The organism is Sphaerisporangium sp. NPDC049003, assembly GCF_043197795.1.
Lineage (GTDB): Bacteria > Actinomycetota > Actinomycetes > Streptosporangiales > Streptosporangiaceae > Sphaerisporangium.
Genome location: NZ_JBICTU010000004.1, coordinates 260416 through 277778 on the forward strand (window position 1 = coordinate 260416; position 17363 = coordinate 277778).

The 17363-nt window shown below is 73.7% G+C and carries 15 protein-coding genes; 3 read left to right on the plus strand and 12 right to left on the minus strand.

Translation table 11 applies throughout. The features are described from left to right. The first annotated feature begins 210 nt into the window (after nucleotides 1-210). A complete protein-coding gene (locus tag ACGFIV_RS06220; RefSeq protein ID WP_392832503.1) occupies nucleotides 211-2370 on the plus strand; it encodes a hypothetical protein in 2160 nt (719 codons plus the stop codon). 33 nt (nucleotides 2371-2403) lie between these two features. On the opposite strand, the gene ACGFIV_RS06225 is transcribed toward ACGFIV_RS06220, so the two are convergent. The 8 genes from ACGFIV_RS06225 to ACGFIV_RS06260 all read right to left on the minus strand — a co-directional run bounded on the left by ACGFIV_RS06225 (nucleotide 2404) and on the right by ACGFIV_RS06260 (nucleotide 12046). After that, nucleotides 2404-3276 (minus strand): TauD/TfdA family dioxygenase, encoded by an 873-nt coding sequence (locus ACGFIV_RS06225; protein ID WP_358562113.1) that lies wholly within the window; start codon nucleotides 3274-3276, stop codon nucleotides 2404-2406. 66 nt (nucleotides 3277-3342) lie between these two features. Then, nucleotides 3343-4149, minus strand: a complete 807-nt coding sequence (locus ACGFIV_RS06230; RefSeq protein ID WP_358562116.1) for an ABC transporter ATP-binding protein — start codon at nucleotides 4147-4149, stop codon at nucleotides 3343-3345. Beyond that, entirely contained in the window at nucleotides 4136-5197 is a 1062-nt protein-coding gene (locus ACGFIV_RS06235) for a glycine betaine ABC transporter substrate-binding protein (protein WP_392832507.1), read from the minus strand. Before ACGFIV_RS06235 ends, ACGFIV_RS06230 begins: the two co-directional genes overlap by 14 nt. Nucleotides 5198-5292: 95 nt before the next feature. Continuing rightward, a complete protein-coding gene (locus ACGFIV_RS06240; RefSeq protein ID WP_358561434.1) occupies nucleotides 5293-6183 on the minus strand; it encodes an ABC transporter permease in 891 nt (296 codons plus the stop codon). A 315-nt stretch (nucleotides 6184-6498) separates the two neighbouring features. Next, nucleotides 6499-8427: an FUSC family protein gene (locus tag ACGFIV_RS06245; RefSeq protein WP_392832510.1), complete on the minus strand. Its 1929-nt coding sequence runs from the start codon at nucleotides 8425-8427 to the stop codon at nucleotides 6499-6501. A gap of 15 nt (nucleotides 8428-8442) precedes the next feature. After that, entirely contained in the window at nucleotides 8443-10533 is a 2091-nt protein-coding gene (locus ACGFIV_RS06250) for a xanthine dehydrogenase family protein molybdopterin-binding subunit (RefSeq protein ID WP_392832512.1), read from the minus strand. Next, entirely contained in the window at nucleotides 10533-11510 is a 978-nt protein-coding gene (locus tag ACGFIV_RS06255; protein WP_392832515.1) for an FAD binding domain-containing protein, read from the minus strand. Before ACGFIV_RS06255 ends, ACGFIV_RS06250 begins: the two co-directional genes overlap by 1 nt. Next, nucleotides 11507-12046, minus strand: coding sequence for a 2Fe-2S iron-sulfur cluster-binding protein (locus ACGFIV_RS06260; RefSeq protein WP_358555394.1), 540 nt, complete (start codon nucleotides 12044-12046; stop codon nucleotides 11507-11509). Before ACGFIV_RS06260 ends, ACGFIV_RS06255 begins: the two co-directional genes overlap by 4 nt. Nucleotides 12047-12271: 225 nt before the next feature. On the opposite strand from ACGFIV_RS06260, the gene ACGFIV_RS06265 reads away from it, so the two are divergent. Further along, nucleotides 12272-12901, plus strand: a complete 630-nt coding sequence (locus ACGFIV_RS06265) for a cupin domain-containing protein (protein ID WP_358555339.1) — start codon at nucleotides 12272-12274, stop codon at nucleotides 12899-12901. 86 nt (nucleotides 12902-12987) lie between these two features. On the opposite strand, the gene ACGFIV_RS06270 is transcribed toward ACGFIV_RS06265, so the two are convergent. After that, nucleotides 12988-13872: a tryptophan 2,3-dioxygenase family protein gene (locus ACGFIV_RS06270; protein WP_358555342.1), complete on the minus strand. Its 885-nt coding sequence runs from the start codon at nucleotides 13870-13872 to the stop codon at nucleotides 12988-12990. A 145-nt stretch (nucleotides 13873-14017) separates the two neighbouring features. Between ACGFIV_RS06270 and ACGFIV_RS06275 the strand changes: the two genes are divergently transcribed. Beyond that, nucleotides 14018-14449, plus strand: a complete 432-nt coding sequence (locus tag ACGFIV_RS06275) for an Lrp/AsnC family transcriptional regulator (protein ID WP_358555345.1) — start codon at nucleotides 14018-14020, stop codon at nucleotides 14447-14449. Nucleotides 14450-14459: 10 nt separating this feature from the next. Here ACGFIV_RS06275 and ACGFIV_RS06280 read toward each other — a convergent pair whose 3' ends face one another. The 3 genes from ACGFIV_RS06280 to ACGFIV_RS06290 all read right to left on the minus strand — a co-directional run bounded on the left by ACGFIV_RS06280 (nucleotide 14460) and on the right by ACGFIV_RS06290 (nucleotide 17316). Beyond that, nucleotides 14460-15623, minus strand: coding sequence for an alpha/beta hydrolase (locus ACGFIV_RS06280; protein WP_358555347.1), 1164 nt, complete (start codon nucleotides 15621-15623; stop codon nucleotides 14460-14462). A gap of 3 nt (nucleotides 15624-15626) precedes the next feature. Beyond that, nucleotides 15627-16772, minus strand: a complete 1146-nt coding sequence (locus ACGFIV_RS06285; RefSeq protein ID WP_358555350.1) for an LLM class flavin-dependent oxidoreductase — start codon at nucleotides 16770-16772, stop codon at nucleotides 15627-15629. Between the two features lie 88 nt (nucleotides 16773-16860). Then, nucleotides 16861-17316, minus strand: coding sequence for a TIGR04076 family protein (locus ACGFIV_RS06290; RefSeq protein ID WP_358555353.1), 456 nt, complete (start codon nucleotides 17314-17316; stop codon nucleotides 16861-16863). Nucleotides 17317-17363: the final 47 nt, after the last annotated feature.

Below are 17363 nucleotides of genomic sequence, written 5' to 3' on the forward strand. Positions count from 1 at the left end.
CCGGGGCTTCCCCGGTCGCGTAGCGGCCACTTTCCGGGCGCGGCGAAAGGTGAGAACCTCGTTCCGCCCCTCGTGAACGGCGTCCGCACGGCACCGGCCCCATGAAGCCCGCTACATGTCCGAGATATATGCTTTGGAGATCAATATGGCTTTTGCCGTTGATATCCCTTCACATGCGTGAACCGCAGCCCTGACGGAGGAGGTTTCCAGGTGTCGGCGCAGGAAAGACGGCTCTCGGCGATCGGAGAGGCCGCGGCAGGGGTCCTCCGCCACACCGACTACCACCTCGTCAGGGCCGAGGACGTCGCCTCGGCCGTGCGGCTCTCGCGTGAGGGCCAGAGCGGGCGCCGCAGCGCCGTGTGGCTCTACAACGAGGTGAAGAGCCGCCGGGTCCTGGTCGCCCTCGCCCTCCACCACGCCTTCGTCGAGTTCGCCGACCGGAACGGCCCGCCCGAGCGGCCAGAGTCCCCCGCCGGTCTCGTCGAGGCGCGCGACCTCGTCACCCAGGCGCTGCTCCTCGTGGCCCGCTTCCACCGGGCGGAGGCGTTCCTCACCCAGCAGGTCCAGCTCGGCATCGGTGACATCGCGACATCGGAGAAACGCCAGTCCGCTCCGCAGGGGCCGCCGAGCTGGCCGGACACCACCATGGGACGGGTCGCCGCCGCGGGCTGGGCGGGCCGCGTCGTCGCCTACGCCGACCACCTCGCCCCGGTGATCTCGACGGCGGCGCACGCCATGTGCCTGCCTCCCCCCGGCTGGGCGCGGGCCTGCGCGGAGAAGCTGTCCGACCTCGCCTTCGACGCGCTGACCGACGATCCGGACGGGCCCGTCGACCGGCAGGCGGCGGCCCTGAGCGCCCACTGGTACGAGAGGCACCTCGTCCCGCTCGCCGGCACCTGGATCAACGACCTCGACGTGGCCGAACGGGCCCGCGACGCCGCGCGGAGGGGCGGCGACGGCACGCGCGCCGAGGCGGACGCCCAGGCCGACGTCCTGCGGTCCCTTCTCGACACCGGGATCCTGCTCGAACGGGCCGCCCGCGAGGCCGAGGAGCTGTCACGACTGCTCCCGGCCCCCGAGTCCGGCACGGAGACCGGCCTGCGCTCCCGCTGTGACGTGCAGAGCCGGCGGGGGCTCGCCCTGCTCAGGTACGGCGACCTGGACGCCGCGCGGGCCGGCTTCACCTCTTCCCTGGAGATCGCCGAGACCGAGGTCAAGATCCACGACCCGGAGGTCGCGGCCTCCTACGCCGCCCGGGCGCGTCACAACCTCGGCGAGGTGCTCGTGGAGGAGGGCAGCCCGGTCGAGGGGGCGCGGCTGATCGAGGAGGCACGCTCGGCGCGCGCGAAGGGCGCGGACGGCGCCACGGGGGTGTCATCGGCCTGGAGGCGCTTCACCCTGACCGCCCAGGCCGCCGCCCGAGCGGCCACCCGTGCCGGGAGGGTGGCGGACGGCCTCACCCAGGCCGAGGCCGTCGTCGCCGACCGGCAGGCGCGCCTCGGCGACCCCGGCGACATCAACGTGGTGGCGGCGCGCGTGTCCCTCGGCGAGGCGTTGCTGGAGGCCGGGCAGCCGATCGAGGCGCGTCACCTGCTCCAGGAGGCCGGGCGGCAGCGCGCCGACCTGCTCCAGCCGACCGCCTACTGGCCGAACCACGACACGGTGCGGTTGGCGCAGGTCGAGCTGGCCCTGCGGGACCCGGGCGCCGTCCTGCGGCTGCTCGAACGAACTCCGGTGCTCGACGACTGGTTCGCCCGGCACGTCTCCTTCCGCCTGTGGGCCGAGGCCCGCACCGCGCACGCGCTCGCGATGGCGCTCGGGGACGACACCGGAACGGCCCTGGGGGCGCTGGAGGAGCTGGCGGCCCTGCTCGCGGGGTCGCCGTCCGACGCCCTGGTCCTCGCGGTGCGGCGCGCTTCGGCGGAGGTCCAGCTGTGGAGCGGCGACCCGGCGGCGGCGGCCACGACCCTCAAGGGGGTCCGCGCCGCCGAGGCCGACCCGGGCGACCCGCCCGGACGCGCGCGGACGCTGCTGCTGGCCGCCCGCTGCGAGGACGCGCGAGGTGACGAGGGCGCCGCCGAACGTCACCGCGCCGGGCTGGCGCGCCTGACCGCGAGCGGGCTGGACCCCACGCACCCGCTGCTCCTGGAAGGCCGTTACGACGAGGCCGCCCACCGGTTCGAGACCGGCCGGTTCGACGGGCTCGACGACCTCCTCGCCCCCCTGGTCGACCGCACGCCCCTCTCCCACGGCCGCCCGCCGCTCGGCGACGGGCACCCCCTGCTGCTCAAAGCCGTCGCCCTGGCCGACCGCAGCGGCGCGGTCCGCCTCCCCCGGCCCCCTCGCCAGGTCCTCTGGGAGGACGCCTGACCGTCGCCGGGGCGTCTCAGGGGTCCCGCGGCGTCAGCGGGAGGGGCCGGCGGGCCGGTCTCCGCGCAGGGTGACGCGGTGCATGACGCGGTGGGCCGAGCCGTAGTCGCGGTTGGCGTAGTGGGCCGTGCTGCGGTTGTCCCACATGGCGACGTCACCGGCCCGCCACCTGTGACGGACCACGTGCTCGGGCTTGGTCAGGTGCGCGTAGAGCAGGTCGAGGATGGCGCGGCTCTCGGCGTCCGACACCCCGACGATGTGGGAGGTGAACCCCGGGTTGACGAAGATCCCCTTGCGCCCGGTCTCCGGGTGGACGCGGATGACGGGGTGCTCCACCGGATCGAGCCGGGTGACGGTCTCGCCCTCCCAGACGTTGCCCCTGCCGCCGCGGCGCTGGGCCAGGTAGTAGCCGAACTCGCGGTTGCCGTCGTGCACCGCGGTCAGCTGGTCGGCCATCTCCCGCACCGGCCCGGCCAGGGAGTCGTACGCGAGCTGGCTGTCCGCCCAGTTGGTGTCACCGCCCGACACCGGCAGGCTGACGGCGCGGAGGATGGACCCCATCGGCGGGCGGGGCATGAACGTGACGTCGGTGTGCCACACGTCGGCGAAGCCGTCGTCCGCGCTGTCGATGGCGTAGATCTCGGGATGCGCGTCGTCCACGCCTCCGACGACGGGGTGGGAGACGGTGAGCTCCCCGAGGCGCCGCCCGAGCGCCACCTGGCCGTCCTCGTCGAGGCCCTGCCCGCGGAAGAACAGCACCTTGCGGTCGACGAGCGCGGCCCGCACGGCCGCGAGTTCGGCGTCGGTCGCCGTGGCCAGGTCGAGCCCGACGACCTCGGCGCCGAAGTTCGGGCCCAGCGGGTCGAGGGTCAGGCCGGTGATTGAGTGCTCGGACGTGTACGTCATCTCGGTCCTTCCGGTCTCGGATGGTCTCGGTGGTCTCGGGTGGTCTCAGCCGGCCGGTGGCCGGGTTCAGGCGGCGGCGCGCACGGCGTGGCCGATCGTGGCGCGCAGGGACGCGTACTCGGGCAGCGCGCGCAGCTCGCCGGGCTCCATCCCGGTCCTCGGCAGGCCGACCTCGACGTCGAGGGCGACCCGTCCCGGACGCCGGGTGAGCACGACCACACGGCTGCCGAGGAACACCGCCTCGTCGACGCTGTGGGTCACGAACACCGAGGTGCGGCCGGTCTCCGCGCTCACCTGGCGCAGGTCCTCCTGGAGCCGTTCCCTGGTGAGGGCGTCCAGGGCGGCGAACGGCTCGTCGAGCAGCAGCAGCGGATCGTCGGCGGCCAGAGCCCTGGCGATGGCCACGCGCTGCTGCTGGCCTCCGGAGATCTGCCAGATGCGGCGGTCGGCGACGTCGTGCAGGCCGACCCGTTCCAGCAGCTCGGGAACCCTGCGCAGCCGTTCCTGGCGGGGCACCCCCGCGTAGCGCAGGGCCAGCTCGACGTTGCCGCCGACGGTCTTCCAGGGGAAGAGCCTCGGCTGCTGGAACACCACCCCGGCTCCCCTGCCCGGCACCGGCTCGACGCCGCCGATGCGCACGGTTCCGGAGGTGGGCGCCTCGAACCCGGCGATGAGGCGGAGCAGGGTGCTCTTGCCGCACCCCGACGCCCCGACGAGCACCAGGAACGCGCCCGGGGGGACGGTGAGGGACACCGGTCCGAGCGCGGTGACGGCGGCCTGGCCCCGGCCGTACACGTGTTCCACCTCGCGCACGTCCACGGCGGCGGCCTCCGCCGTCCGCGCGGCCGGGTCGGCGATGTCAGGAGAGCGCACTCGGAAGCCCCTTGTTGTAGATCGCCTTCTGTACGGTCGCGAGGTCGGGCACCGCGTCGATCTTCTGCTGCTTCTTGAGGAACTCGGCGGCGCTGACCAGGTTCTGCGCGAGCCCGCCGACCTTGTCCGGCGTGCCCAGCCACTCGGGGCCCGCGAGGTCGGCCGGCGCCAGGAACACGCCCTGGCCGAGCTGGTCGCGGGCGTCGGCCGGGCTGATGTTGAGCTCCGCGCCGACTGCGGTGGCCGCGGCGTCCCTGTCGCCCGCGATCAGCGTGAGGGCCCTCGCCTCGACCTTGCGCCAGGCGTCGACGGCGTCGGGGTGCGTGTTCACGAAGGCGGTGGAGACCACGCCGAGGTCCAGCGTTGGCTTGCCCGCCGTGGCGAGCTCGCGGCTGCTGACGAGCACCTTGCCGTTCTTCTTGAGGGTGTCGAGCGCCGGCAGCCAGACGTACGCCGCGTCGATGTCGCCGCGCGTCCAGGCGGCCAGGATGTCCTGCGGTTCCAGGTCGACGACGGTCAGGTCGGACTCGGGGACCTCGGCCCTGTCCAGGGCCGCGAGCAGGCTGTAATGGGCGGTGGAGGCGAACGGGGTGCCCACCTTCTTGCCGCGCAGGTCCGCGACCGAGGAGATGCCCGCGCCGTCGCGGGCGACCAGCGCCTCGTTGTCCCCGGCCACGTCCAGGACGAACGCCACCTGGTAGGGGATGTTCAGCGGCGCCGACAGCCCGCGCGCCACCGGGCTGGAGCCGATGGCGGCGATGTCGACGCTGTTGGCGACGAAGGCGGTGTTGATGCTGGCGCCGGAGTCGAACTTGGTCCACGTGACGCGGTAGCCCGGCAGCGCCTCCTCCAGCCAGCCCTGGTTCTTCACGATGAGGTCGCCGCTCGGGAACGCCTGGTAGGCGATGCGGATCGTCTTCGCCGCCTCCCCCGCGCCGCCCGTGGCGGCTCCGCCCGAGGCGGCGCCGTCACCGCACGCGGTCAGGGCGGCCGCCGTCACGGCGGCGGCGGCGAGGAGAAGCAGGCGCCTGAGGCGTGGTCGGGCCATGGACGGGTTTCCTTGTCTGGTTCGTACGGACTTCCGGTCCGTACGGGCGGTTCTGGTCCGTAGGGGGCGTTGTGGATCGTGGGGGTGGACGCCGGTCAGGCGCGGCCGCGCCAGGGGATGAGCCGGTTCTCCGCGACACGCAGAACCGCGTCGATGAGCAGGCCGGAGATGCCGATCGCGAAGAGCCCGAGCACGACGACGTCGGTCTGGAGGTAGCGCTGCGCGTCGCGGACCATGCCGCCGATGCCGGGCACGCCGTTGATGGTCTCGGCCGCGACGACGGAGGAGTAGGCGATGCCCACGGCCAGCCGGACGCCGGTGAAGATCTCCGGCAGGGCGTTGGGCAGCACGACGTCCCTGGTGAGGTTCCACCGGGTCGCTCCGAGCGCCCGTGCGGCCTCCACCAGCCCGGCCGGGGCGGCGTACACCGCGGAGGCGGTGGCCACCGCGACCGGCGGGAGCGCCGCGATCGTGAGCAGCCACAGCTTCGGGGTCTCGTCGATGCCGAACCAGATGATCAGCAGGCTGAAGTACGCCAGGGGCGGCAGCGCGCGGACGAAGGTCACCAGCGGCTCGGCCACGACGCGGATCCAGGGCACGGTGCCCATGACGACGCCGAGCGCGAGCCCGGCCACGACGCCGAGCACCGAGCCGATGAGGATGCGGCGGAGGCTGACGCCGAGGTGCTCGACCAAGAGGTGACCGCTGTACCCCCGGATCCCGTCGTGGACGGTCGAGGTCAGGACGAGCTGGTCCCACACCGCCCGGGGCGAGGGGATGAACGACGGGTTCCGCGTCACGCTCGCGGCCAGTTGCCACAGCGCCAGGAGCACCGCGATCGACAGCAGCCGTACGCCGAGCCTGCGGTACCCCGGCGCGCGGTCGCGAGGCGCCGCCGTGGGCACGGGGCTCCCCGCCCCCGCGCCGGCATGCTCGGCTCCGGCGTCGGCGGCGGGGTCGGGGTGGAAGGAGACGGGAGAGGTCACGAGGTCGCTCCGGGGGGCACGCCTTCGGTTCGCTCCGTTACGCCGTGACGGCGTGGTGGGCGAGGGAGAGGAGCGGCCGGCGGCTCGCGCCCTTCACCGGCCGGTGGACGCGGTCAGGGACGGCGGGTCGTACCCCTGAGGCGGCACAGGTCCACATGAAGCCGCCGGACGAGCAACGGGCTCATCAACATACCCATTTCCTACCGTAAATGAGGGGATTTAACAACCCCACTCTCGGACCGGGTCCTCACGTGCCCGTCCCCCGGCATGGTCCTGCCGGCCGTCCGCTCCTGGTCCGGGATCCGGGGACACGGCTCAGCGGGTGGCGGCTTCGGAGAGGGTGGCGTGGAGGCCGCGGACGGCGTGGTCGACCCGTTCCAGGGTGTCGTCGCCCACCGGTTCGGGCCGGTCACCGGCCGGGCGGCCGGCGCGGACGCTCTCGGCGATGTCGTCCAGCGACTTCGCGGCCGCCCGGACCGCCTCGCCCGAGGGGGGCGGCGCGCCGTGGTCGGTGCGGGCGACGGTGGCGGCGGTGGCGTCGGCCACGTGCTCCAGCGCGGTCATCGCGGGCATCCAGGTGGTGACGCGCCTGCTGACCATCGGGGGCTCGGTCAGGGCCCGCTGGAAGACCGTGCGCAGGTCCGCCAGGGCGTCGAACGCCTCGCGGTGGAGCAGGGCGCGTCTCGGGTCGTCCCGGTCGAAGGCGTGCCGCAGGTAGCGCGCCGTGGCCGACACCGCGTCGGCGAAGCGCGGCCCCACCGGGGCCTGCCAGTTCGCCGGCCACGGCAGGTAGCCGAGGAGCAGCACGATGGCGCAGCCGATCAGCGTGTCCACCAGCCGGATCTCCGCCAGCTTGGGGCCCGCGCCGGTCAGCAGGTCGACGAGCAGCACGACCAGCGGCACCTGGAACGTCGACATCAGCCCCCAGTTGCGCTGCTGCCCGTACGGCAGGAGCGCGGCGAAGACGGCGATCGGGATCAGGATCGCCGGGCCGTAGGGCACCACGGAGAGCACCACGGTGCCGATCACCGCGCCGACGACGGTGCCGATCCCCCGTTGCAGGGCCCGCGCGAACACCGAGCCGAAGTCGGGCTTCAGCACCAGGGCGACGGTCAGCATCGTCCAGTAGGAACGCTGGATCCAGTGCAGCTCGCTGATCGCCGCCGCGGCTCCCATGCACAGCGCCAGCCTGATCGTGTAGACGCGGGTCAGGTGCCCGTGCCGCATCCGCTCCCAGGCGGACCTGAGCCTGGCGCCGTACCCGACGCGCTCGTAGGGCAGTTGCCCGGCCGTCACATCCGCGCCCGAGACCAGCTCGACGGCCTCCTCCACGGCCGAGCGCAGGGCCCGCAGGGCGGGCGAGCCGGCCTCGCACCTCGGCGTCCCCGCGGGCGGGTCACCGCCGGACAGGGCGACGGAGACCGCCCGGACGACGCGGGCGATCTCCGTCGGCGGTTCGCGGTTCTCCTGGTTCAGCGAGACCAGCGCGTGGCGTGTCTGGGAGGCCTGGTTCAGCAGGGCGACCAGCCGCGTGCGTTCCTGATCGGGCCCCGCCGCCGACGAGCGGGCCCCGAACACGGTCTCGTAGGCGTTCTTGAGCGTGGTGTCGAACGCCGCCAGGGCGACGGCCCTGTCCGGCCCCGGCTCCTCGAAGAGGTGGCCGAGCTCCCGGTACACCTGGCCGACCGCCGCCTCCTCCGCGGCGCGGGGACGCACGGGCCAGGCGGCCACTGACAGCACCAGCGCCCACGCCGCCCCCAGAAGGTAGGCCAGAGCGCCCGCGAGGGACGTCTGCGGGTAGGGCACGCCGATGCCGAGCACCGTCATCACCAGCAGTTGGAGCGCGCTCAGCGAGCCCGCCGCCCCGCTCGTGCTGACCAGCGCGGACACCACCGAGACGACGACCACGACGGGCACCGTCCACCAGCCGAGCCCCCGCACCGCGTGCCCGATCATGTAGCCCGCCGCGCCTCCGGCCGCGGCCGAGGCGATGCGGATGATCCGGGCCCGGTACGAGCCGCCCCGGTCGGCCAGCGCCGCCGCCATGGCCCCCATGGCGGGCAGCAGGCCCAGTGTGATCCGCCCGGCGGCCCAGCCTGCCACAAGCGGGATCGTGACCGAGGCCGCGACGCGCGCCATGGCCCTCCAATGGGGACGTGCCCGGGCGGGACGCACCGTCTCCAGCAGCCAGCCGGGGGCGGCTTCGGCGAGCCGGTCGGCGGGACGCCGGAAGAGCCCGGTCATGTGCTCCCGCCGCGCTCAGCGCACCAGCTTGTCCAGGCGGATCGGCAGATCCCGGATCCGGACGCCGGTGGCGTGGTGGACGGCGTTGGCGACGGCCGCGGCGGTGCCGACGATCCCGATCTCGCCGATGCCCTTGGAGCCCATGGGGTTGAGGTGCGGGTCGTCCTCGTCCACCCAGTACGCCTGGATGTCTCGGATGTCCGCGTTGGCCGGGATGTGGTACTGGGCGAGGTCGTGGTTGAGGTAGTCGCCGAACTCGCGGTCCATGACGCTCTCCTCAAGGAGGGCCATGGACAAACCCATCGTCATGCCGCCGACGAGCTGCGAGCGCGCGGTCTTCGGGTTGAGGATCCGTCCGGCGGCGAACACGCCGAGCAGCCGCAGCACCCTGGTCTCGCCGGTGTCGGCGTCCACGCCCACCTCGGCGAACTGCGCGCCGAACGCGTGTCGCGCGAACTTCGCCTGGTCGCGGACCTCCTGTCTGGTGTCGGCGACGGCCTCGACCCCGGCGGGCGGCACGACGCCGCCCCGGCGTTCCAGCTCCGCGAGGAGCATCTCGCAGGCCCTGACCACGGCCGTGCCCCACGAGGCGGAGCCCATGGACCCGCCCGCCAGGGAGGCCTTGGGCAGCTCGCTGTCGCCGATCTCCACCTTCACCCGGCCGGGGGACGCGCGGAGGGCGTCGGCGGCGATCTGGGTGAGGATGGTCCTGGCGCCGGTGCCGATGTCGGCGGCGGCGAGGCGCACCGTGTACCCGCCGCCCGGCTCGGCCCGGACGGCGGCCGTCGAGGGGGCGCGGTAGACCGGGTAGGTGGACGCCGCCACCCCCGTGCCGACCAGCATCCGTCCCCTGCGCCGGATCCCCGGCTCGGGGTCGCGGCCGGCCCAGCCGAAGCGCAGGGCGCCATCTCGCAGGCAGGCGACCAGGTTCCTGGAGCTGAACGGCAGGCCGGTCTCGGGGTCCTTGGCGGGCTCGTTGCGTATCCGCAGCTCCACCGGGTCGACGCCGCACGCGGACGCCAGCTCGTCCATCGCCGACTCCAGCGCGAACATGCCCGGCGCCTCGCCGGGCGCGCGCATCCAGGAGGGCGTCGGGACGTCGAGCCGTACGAGCCGGTGGGTGGTGCGCCGGTGCGGGGCGGCGTACATCATGCGGGTTGCCACGGCGCTCTGCTCGGCGAACTCCGTGAGGGTGGAGCTCTGCTCGTACGCGTCGTGCGTGATCGCGATCAGCCGCCCGTCGGCCTCGGCGCCGAGCCTCACCCGCTGCACGGTCGGCGTGCGGTACCCCGTGACGGCGAACATCTGCCGGCGGGTCACCGCGAGCTTGACCGGGCGGCCGACCTGCTTGGCGGCGAGGGCGGCGAGGACCACGTGGGGGTGGGCGCGGCCCTTGGACCCGAATCCGCCGCCGACGTGGGGGGAGATGACGCGCACCTGGGCGGGCGGCATGCCGAACAGCGGCGCGATCACCGTGCGCAGCGCCGAGGCCCCCTGGGTGGAGTCGTAGAGCGTCAGCCCGTCGCCGTCCCACACGGCGACCGTGGCGTGCGGTTCCATGGGGTTGTTGTGCTCGGCCGGCGTGCTGTACGTCGCGTCGACCGTGACCGGCGCGGCGAGAAGGGCGGCGTCCGGATCGCCGTGCTGGGCGTCGGACGGGAAGTCCGGGTTGACGTGGTCGGGGCGGTACATCCTCGGGTGGCCGGCCGACAGCTCGACGTCGTGGTCCTCGGCCGCGTACTCGATCCGCAGCAGCCCGGCGGCCTCCCTGGCGTCCTCGTAGGTCTCGGCCACCACGACCGCGATGTACTGCCCCCGGTACGCCACCCTGCGGGACTGCAGGACGGCCAGCTCGGCGTTGTCGGAGGGCGCGAGCCGGGGGGCGTTGGCCTGCCAGATGGCCGCGATCACCCCGGGCTGCTTGAGCACGCCGTCGACGCCGACGTGGACGATCTCGCCCCGGGCGATGGTCGCCTGCACCGGATAGGCGTAGACCAGGTCGCGGGGCCGGTTCTCGTAGGCGTACCTGGCCCGGCCGGTGACCTTCTCCAGGGCGTCCACCCGGTCGAGTGCGGTGCCGACATACCTCGTGCCGGTGGTGGTCATCACATCTCCACGAGATCGGCGAGAACACGGATCAGAACGTTTCGGGCGAGCGGCACCTTGAACCCGTTGAGCGGCAACGGCCGGGCCCGGGTCAGCTCGGCGTCGGCGGCGCGGGCGAACTCCGCCTCCGTCGCGGGCGCCCCGCGCAGCGCGGCCTCCGCCGCCTCGGCCCGCCACGGGACGTGCGCGACGCCCCCGAGGGCGACGCGGCAGTCGCGCACCACCCCGCCGGAGACCTCCAGCGCCGCCGCCACCGACACCACCGCGAACGAGAACGACGCCCGGTCGCGCACCTTGCGGTAGCGGGACCGGGCCGCGAACGGCAGCGCGGGCAGCTCCACCGCCGTGATCAGGTCGCCGGGTTCCAGCACGGTGTCACGCTCGGGCTCGTCGCCGGGAAGGCGGTGCAGGCCCGGCATCGGCACGCTCTTCGGACCTTCGCGGCCCTCCACGTGGACCACCGCGCCCAGCGCCGCCAGCGCGACCGCCATGTCCGAGGGGTGGGTGGCGACGCAGCTCTCGGAATGGCCGAGGATCGCCAGGTTGCGGTGGTCCCCCGCGCGGGCGGGGCAGCCCGAGCCGGGGCTCCGCTTGTTGCACGGCTTGGTGACGTCCTGGAAGTAGGAGCAGCGGGTGCGCTGGAGCAGGTTGCCGCCCACGGTCGCCATGTTGCGTATCTGCCCCGAGGCCCCCGACAGCACGGCCTGCGCGAGCATCGGGTAGCGCCGCCGTACCAGGGGGTGGGCGGCGAGGTCGCCGTTGCGGACCGCCGCCCCGACGCGCAGGCCGCCGCCGGGCGTCTCCTCGATCGCGTCGGCGGCGATGCGGGTGACGTCGACCAGTGCGCCGGGTGAGACGACACCGAGACGCATGAGATCGACCAGGTTCGTGCCCCCGCCGAGATACATGGAGTCCGCCCCGGCCGCGTCCACCGCCGCCCGCGCGGTGGAGGCGCGCTCGTAGGAGAAGGGCCTCACCCCGCCACCTCGCCGATGGCCGCGACGATGCCGGGGTAGGCGCCGCACCGGCACAGGTTGCCGCTCATCCGCTCGCGGATCTCGTCCTCGTCGAGCTTCACCGCCCCCTGGTCGGCGCCGAGGTCGGCGGTGACCGCGCTCGGCCACCCCTCGGCCGCCTCGGCCAGCATGCCGACCGCCGAGCAGAGCTGCCCCGGCGTGCAGTAGCCGCACTGCAGGGCGTCGTACTCGATGAACGCCTCCTGCAACGGGTGCGGCGTGCCGCCCTCGGCGAGCCCCTCGACGGTGGTGATGTCCCTGTCGTCCACGGTGACGGTGAGGGTCAGGCAGGACTTCACCCGCCTGCCGTCCACCAGCACCGTGCACGCGCCGCACTGCCCGTGGTCGCAGCCCTTCTTGGAACCGGTGAGGTCGAGGCGCTCCCGCAGCGTGTCCAGGAGCGTCTCCCGGTTGTCCACGGTGACGGGATGCCGCCCGCCGTTGACGGAAAGCCGGAGGTCGGCGGTGATCGGAGCCGGTGCGGCGTCCGGGGTCATGTCAGCTTCGCCCTTCACCCGCGCTTCCCTACCCCAGGTTCCACCCGCCCTATCTCACGAAACGTTCATCCCTGCCCCTTCGACCGGCAGGGTGCGGGCGCGTGGTACCACCTCGCCGGAATGGTTGTGGAAAGCGCAGGTTGGCACGGGGGCGTCGCCTGTTGTGAAATATGTTTGGCTGGATCAAATAGCGCGGCCGCGCCGCTCGATCGAGAAGGGCTTCCGGTGGGCACCTCGGAGCAGCAGGGCCGCGACGATCGCGACGACCGCGAGCGTCAGGACGCGGTCGGCGCCCGGATGCGCCGGTTCCGGAAGGAGCGCGGCCTCACCCTGCGCGGCCTGTCCACCCGTTCCGGGCTCTCGATCGGATTCCTCTCTCAGGTCGAGCGCGGCATCTCCTCCATCGGCCTGACCGCGCTGAACGGCGTGGCGGCGGCGCTCGACCGGAGCGTGGCGGAGTTCTTCGACGACGACCAGCAGGCGGACGGCGAGCGGGCGACGGTCGCCCGGCTACCGTCCCACTTCACGCTCACCCGCGCGGCGACGGCGGCCACCGAGTACGTGTCGGGCCAGCAGACCTACCGCATGCTGTCCGCCCGGGGGCCGAGCCTCGTGCTTGAACCGCTGCTCGTGCACATCGCCCCCGGCGGGCGCCGCGAGGACGCCTACGGCCACGCGGGCGAGGAGTTCGCGTTCGTCCTCGACGGCGAGCTCCTGTACGAGGTCGACGGCGTGGAGCACCGGCTGTACCCCGGCGACAGCGTCCACCTGCGCTCCACGGTGCCGCACGCCATGTACAACGACACCGACCGCGTCACCACCGTGGTGTCGGTGGTGACGCCCCGGCTGTTCTGACCCACCCGGGACGACGTTCTGTTACGTGGGACAGAACACCATGAACACCACCGCGTGGGCATTCGCAGAACGGGGCCGGGGCCGGCTCACATCACCGTGCGGGCCGACCACAGCTCGGGGAAGACGTCGCGGCTCAGGCTCCGCTCCAGCCAGCTCAGGCCGCTCGATCCGCCGGAGCCGGGCTTGGCCCCCATCGACCGGCGCACCGCCATGAGGTGCCGGTAGCGCCAGTCGGAGAATCGCTCGGAAAGGTCGGTCAGCGTCTCGCCCAGCGCCCACAGCTCGTCGCCCGGCCCGCGCCCGGCGTAGATCTCGACCCATGCCGCCTCCACGAGCGGGCTCGCGGCGTACTCCGCCACGGGATCCTCCACGGCCGGGATCGCGAACCCCCGCCTGGCGAGCAACGCCAGCACGCTGTCGTACAGGCTGGGGCGCTCCAGGGCCTCCAGAAGCTCGCGATAGACCTCTGGGCTGCGCCGATGCGGCCGGGTGAGCGGCTCGGACTTGTTCCCCAGCAGGAACTCCAGGTGCCGGTACATGGCCGACTGGAAGCCGGACGCCTCGCCGAGCGCGTCGCGGAACGCGTTGAACTGCTTCGGGGTCAGCCAGCTCAGCGCCCCCCAGGCCGCGTTCAGGGCCTCGAAGTACCGCACGCTCCGGGCGAGCACGGCGGTCGCCTCGACCACCTCGTCCGCGTCCAGCATCCGCTGCGCCAGCCGCCACTCCGACCGGATCAGCCCGAAGTAGAGCTCCATGACCTGAGTCGTCACCAGGAACGCGCGCTCCTCGGGCACGTCGGTGACCGGCCGCTGGAGCCCGTGCAGGACCTCCGCCGCCACGTAGTCGTCGTACGGGGTGCCGGACGCGAACTCCAGGGTGGGCGCGCCGTGCTCGGCCACCGCCCGGGAGCCACGCTGCCGCGCGCCCACCGCTCGTACCCGGGCACCTCCGGCCCGCCGTCTGCTCGTCATCGCATCCCCCTAGTTCACCTCCATGTTCACTTAGATAGAATTTTAGTGAAATGATGAGTCAGTGGCGATACGGCCGTTTCACTTTTGGAACGGAACGCGCAGGACGGTTTCGGTTTGCGGATGACGGAGCGTGACCGTGGACGCGATGGACTGGGCCCTTCTGGCCGAACTGCAGGCGGACGCGAGATTGTCCTACAGCGAGCTTTCCCGGCGGGTACACCTGTCGGCGCCCGCGGTCGCCGAGCGCGTGCGGCGGCTGGAGGAGACCGGGGTGATCACCGGCTACCACGCGCGGGTCGACCTCGCGCGGGCCGGGCGCAAGGTGAGCGCCCTGATCCGCATGTCGTGCTACGGCGTGCGCTGCGTGCTCAGGGACGAGAAGGCGCTGGCCTGGCCCGAGATCATCGAGGTGCACCGCGTCACCGGCGACACCTGCTGCCTGCTGCGCGTGGCCGCCACCTCGATGGGCGCCTTCGAGGAGCTGATCGACCGCCTGGCCCCCTACGGCCAGCCCTCCAGCATGATGATGCTCTCCAGCCCCATCCCCTGGCGCCCCCTCACCCCCGCCGACGACTGACGCGCGCTCGTCAGCCCGGACCGCTCGCGGGGGCACCGAGGCGACCGCCCATCTCGCGTGCGGTGGCCCGCCAGATCGGCGTGGCCGGATCGATCACGTCGAAGTGGTCGCCGGGGAGTTCCAGGTAGGACGCCTCCTGCCCCGCCGCCCGCGCGTACCTGCGGCTGGAGTCGAGCAGGTCGGGGTCGTCCGAGGAGCCCTGGACGACGAGCTGCGGCACCCCCAGCGGAAGCCGTTCCATCGGGCTGGACGCGGCGTACACCTCGGGGATCTCGGTGGCGGCGCCTCCCAGCGCGTCGGCGACGGCCCCCGCTCCGACGCGGCGCCGGTCCCCCTCCACCAGATCGAGCACCCCGGCCAGCGACACCGCGAGCGCCACCCGCGGCCCGCGTCCCGTGCCGCCCCCGCGTCCCGTGCCGGTCCCGCGCTGCGAGTCGGTCCCGCGCTGCGTGCCGGCCGCCGCTAGGAGCGCGAGCTGGCCGCCCGCCGAGTGGCCGACGACCGCGATCCTGCCGAGGTCCAGCGGGGCGTCGATCCCGCTCAGCGCCGCCACCCCCGCCGCCACGTCGCCGGTGGTGGCCTCCCAGCCGTGCGGGTCGGGGCGGCGGTACTCCAGGTTCCAGGAGGCGTAGCCCCGGTCGGCGAGGTCGATCGCGAGCCCGTCCATGAGGTCGGCCTCCCAGATCGACCGCCAGTAGCCGCCATGGACCAGGACCGCGACCGGCAGGGGCGTGCCGTCGGCCGAGGGCGGCAGCCGCAGCTCTCCCCACTGGTCGGCGTGCCCGCCGTACGGGACGCGGCGCGCGGGCCGCCGCAACCGGTGCACCGCGTGGCGGATGGCCCACGAGAGGCCGAAGACGCCGCGTCCCTGCAGGTGGGCGGCGCCTCCCGCCGCCGGGAGCGGGCCCACCCTGGCCAGATCGAGCCAGACCGTACGGGGGGAGAAGGCGTGGGCGGTTTCGACGAGCCGCCTGGCGGCAGGTTCGGGACCGGGCAGGGCGACGACGGCGCAGTCCTCCTCCGTGCCGTCGAGCGCGGCCCGCAGCGCGGCGACGTCGCCCGCGACCGTGAGGCGGCCCGGGACCCCGAGCCCGGCGGCCTCGGCCGCCGTCACCTCCTCCAGCAACCCCGCGTCCGCCACCAGACCGGGACCGGCCACGACGAGCACCCGCATGTCTCAGACCTCCACGTGCCGCGGTCGTCCGGTCGCCCGCGCCGCGCCGTACGGCCGCGGCTCCTGCGTACGGCCGGGCACGGATGAGGCGGCGCCGTAGGGCTGGGCGTCGTCCGAATGGTCCTCGACCTGCGCGGTCGTGCCGCCGGAGCGGTCGAGCATGGGAAGGACGGCGGCGCCGAGCAGTTCCACGCCCCGGTCGTCGTCGAGGCCGTGGGGGGTGCCGAACTCCACCCGACGCACGCCGGCGTCGATCAGCGTCTGCGCCTGCGCGGCCACCTGCTCGGGGGTGCCGGAGAACGCGAACAGGTCGAGCAGGTCGTCGGGGATCAGCCCTCCGGCGGCCCGGTGCCGCCCCGCGTCGACCAGCTCTCGCACCCGCGCGAGCAGGTCGGCCGGGATGTCGACGGTCGGGTCCAGCTCGGCCACGACCGCGAGGTACATGGCGACCTCGGTGCGCGCCCTCGCCCTGGCCGCCGGGCCGTCGGTGGCGACGACGGTTACCGCGCCGAGCACGACGCCGATGTCACCGGGGTCGCGCCCGGCCTCCTCGGCGCCGGCGCGGACCCGTTCGCGGATCACCGGCACCATCGCGGGGTTGGCGCTGCCGCCCACCTTGATCTCGTCGGCGACGCGCCCGGCCAGCGCCGCGCCCTTCGGCCCCCACGCGCCGAGCAGCAGCGGCGGGCGGGGCCGCTGGACGGCGTAGCGCAGCCGCGTGCCGGGCGCGAGGCGGAACACCTCCCCCTCATACCCCGCCAGGTCGCCGCCGAGCAGCCGGTAGACGACCTCCACCGCCTCCGCGAGCGCGGTGAGCGGCCGGGGCTGGGCGATGCCCACCTCGCCGAGCCACGTCCCCCGGGCGAGGCCGAGGTAGGCGCGGCCGTCCGAGGCCAGGTCCAGGGTCGCGAGCTGCCCGGCGATCTCGTACGGGGCGAGCGAGTAGGGGTTGAGGCACGCCGCGCCGAGCCGCACGCGTTCGGTCGCGGCGGCCATCTCCAGCAGCGGGAAGATCGGCGGCTGGTACATGAGGTCGCCGAACACGGTCAGCACGTCGAACCCGTGCCGTTCGGCCCGGCGCGCGAGCCGGGCGTAGTCGCCGGGCCGCTTGTCGCTCTGCAGGCCGAGCCCGATCTCGGCAACGTTCATCGGGATTCCTCCAAGACTTCCATGTAAAGCACGTCTTCATAGGTGGGGGCCGGGCCGTCATCCGTGAGGAGCACGGCGGTCCCCCAGGTCAGGTCAGGTCCGCGGAGTTCATCCGGCGGCGGCGGGTGCGCTCCACCCGCATCACCAGCCGCTCCTCCGGGTCGGGGCAGGCGAACAGCGAGTCCTGGGCGAGCCAGTCGCCCGCCGCGAGGTCGCGCTGCTTGGCCGCGAGGAACGGCAGCACCGCGGCGAGCGCGTACACGCAGAAATGCTCGCCGTCCGGCAGGCGCAGGTGCGCGCTCCGCTCCAGCTCGAAGCGGTCGCCGACCCGCATTCCGCAGACCGACCTGCCCTCGATCCGATCGACCACGACCCTCAGGTCGTACAACTCCATGTTCCCGGCCTCTTCGGGGACGGCCCGTTCGGTGCCACTCCGGGATTCACCGGCTCCGCCGGACTCCTGCGGCTCTCCGGGGCCGGCCCGCCGGCTTCCCGTCTCGGGTTCGGCGGGTCCCCTGCCGTCCCGGGCTTCCGGTTCTGACACGGTGAACCCCTCCTCTGGATCTTCCTGAGCGTGGTCCCGGCCGCCAG

Bases quoted from the DNA above. Each gene is read 5' to 3' on its own strand.
- ACGFIV_RS06225 (WP_358562113.1), bottom strand. From the start codon at position 3,276: ATGACGTACACGTCCGAGCACTCAATCACCGGCCTGACCCTCGACCCG.
- ACGFIV_RS06235 (WP_392832507.1), bottom strand. From the start codon at position 5,197: ATGGCCCGACCACGCCTCAGGCGCCTGCTTCTCCTCGCCGCCGCCGCC.
- ACGFIV_RS06245 (WP_392832510.1), bottom strand. From the start codon at position 8,427: ATGACCGGGCTCTTCCGGCGTCCCGCCGACCGGCTCGCCGAAGCCGCC.
- ACGFIV_RS06250 (WP_392832512.1), bottom strand. From the start codon at position 10,533: ATGACCACCACCGGCACGAGGTATGTCGGCACCGCACTCGACCGGGTG.
- ACGFIV_RS06260 (WP_358555394.1), bottom strand. From the start codon at position 12,046: ATGACCCCGGACGCCGCACCGGCTCCGATCACCGCCGACCTCCGGCTT.
- ACGFIV_RS06270 (WP_358555342.1), bottom strand. From the start codon at position 13,872: ATGACGAGCAGACGGCGGGCCGGAGGTGCCCGGGTACGAGCGGTGGGC.
- ACGFIV_RS06275 (WP_358555345.1), top strand. From the start codon at position 14,018: ATGGACTGGGCCCTTCTGGCCGAACTGCAGGCGGACGCGAGATTGTCC.
- ACGFIV_RS06280 (WP_358555347.1), bottom strand. From the start codon at position 15,623: ATGCGGGTGCTCGTCGTGGCCGGTCCCGGTCTGGTGGCGGACGCGGGG.
- ACGFIV_RS06285 (WP_358555350.1), bottom strand. From the start codon at position 16,772: ATGAACGTTGCCGAGATCGGGCTCGGCCTGCAGAGCGACAAGCGGCCC.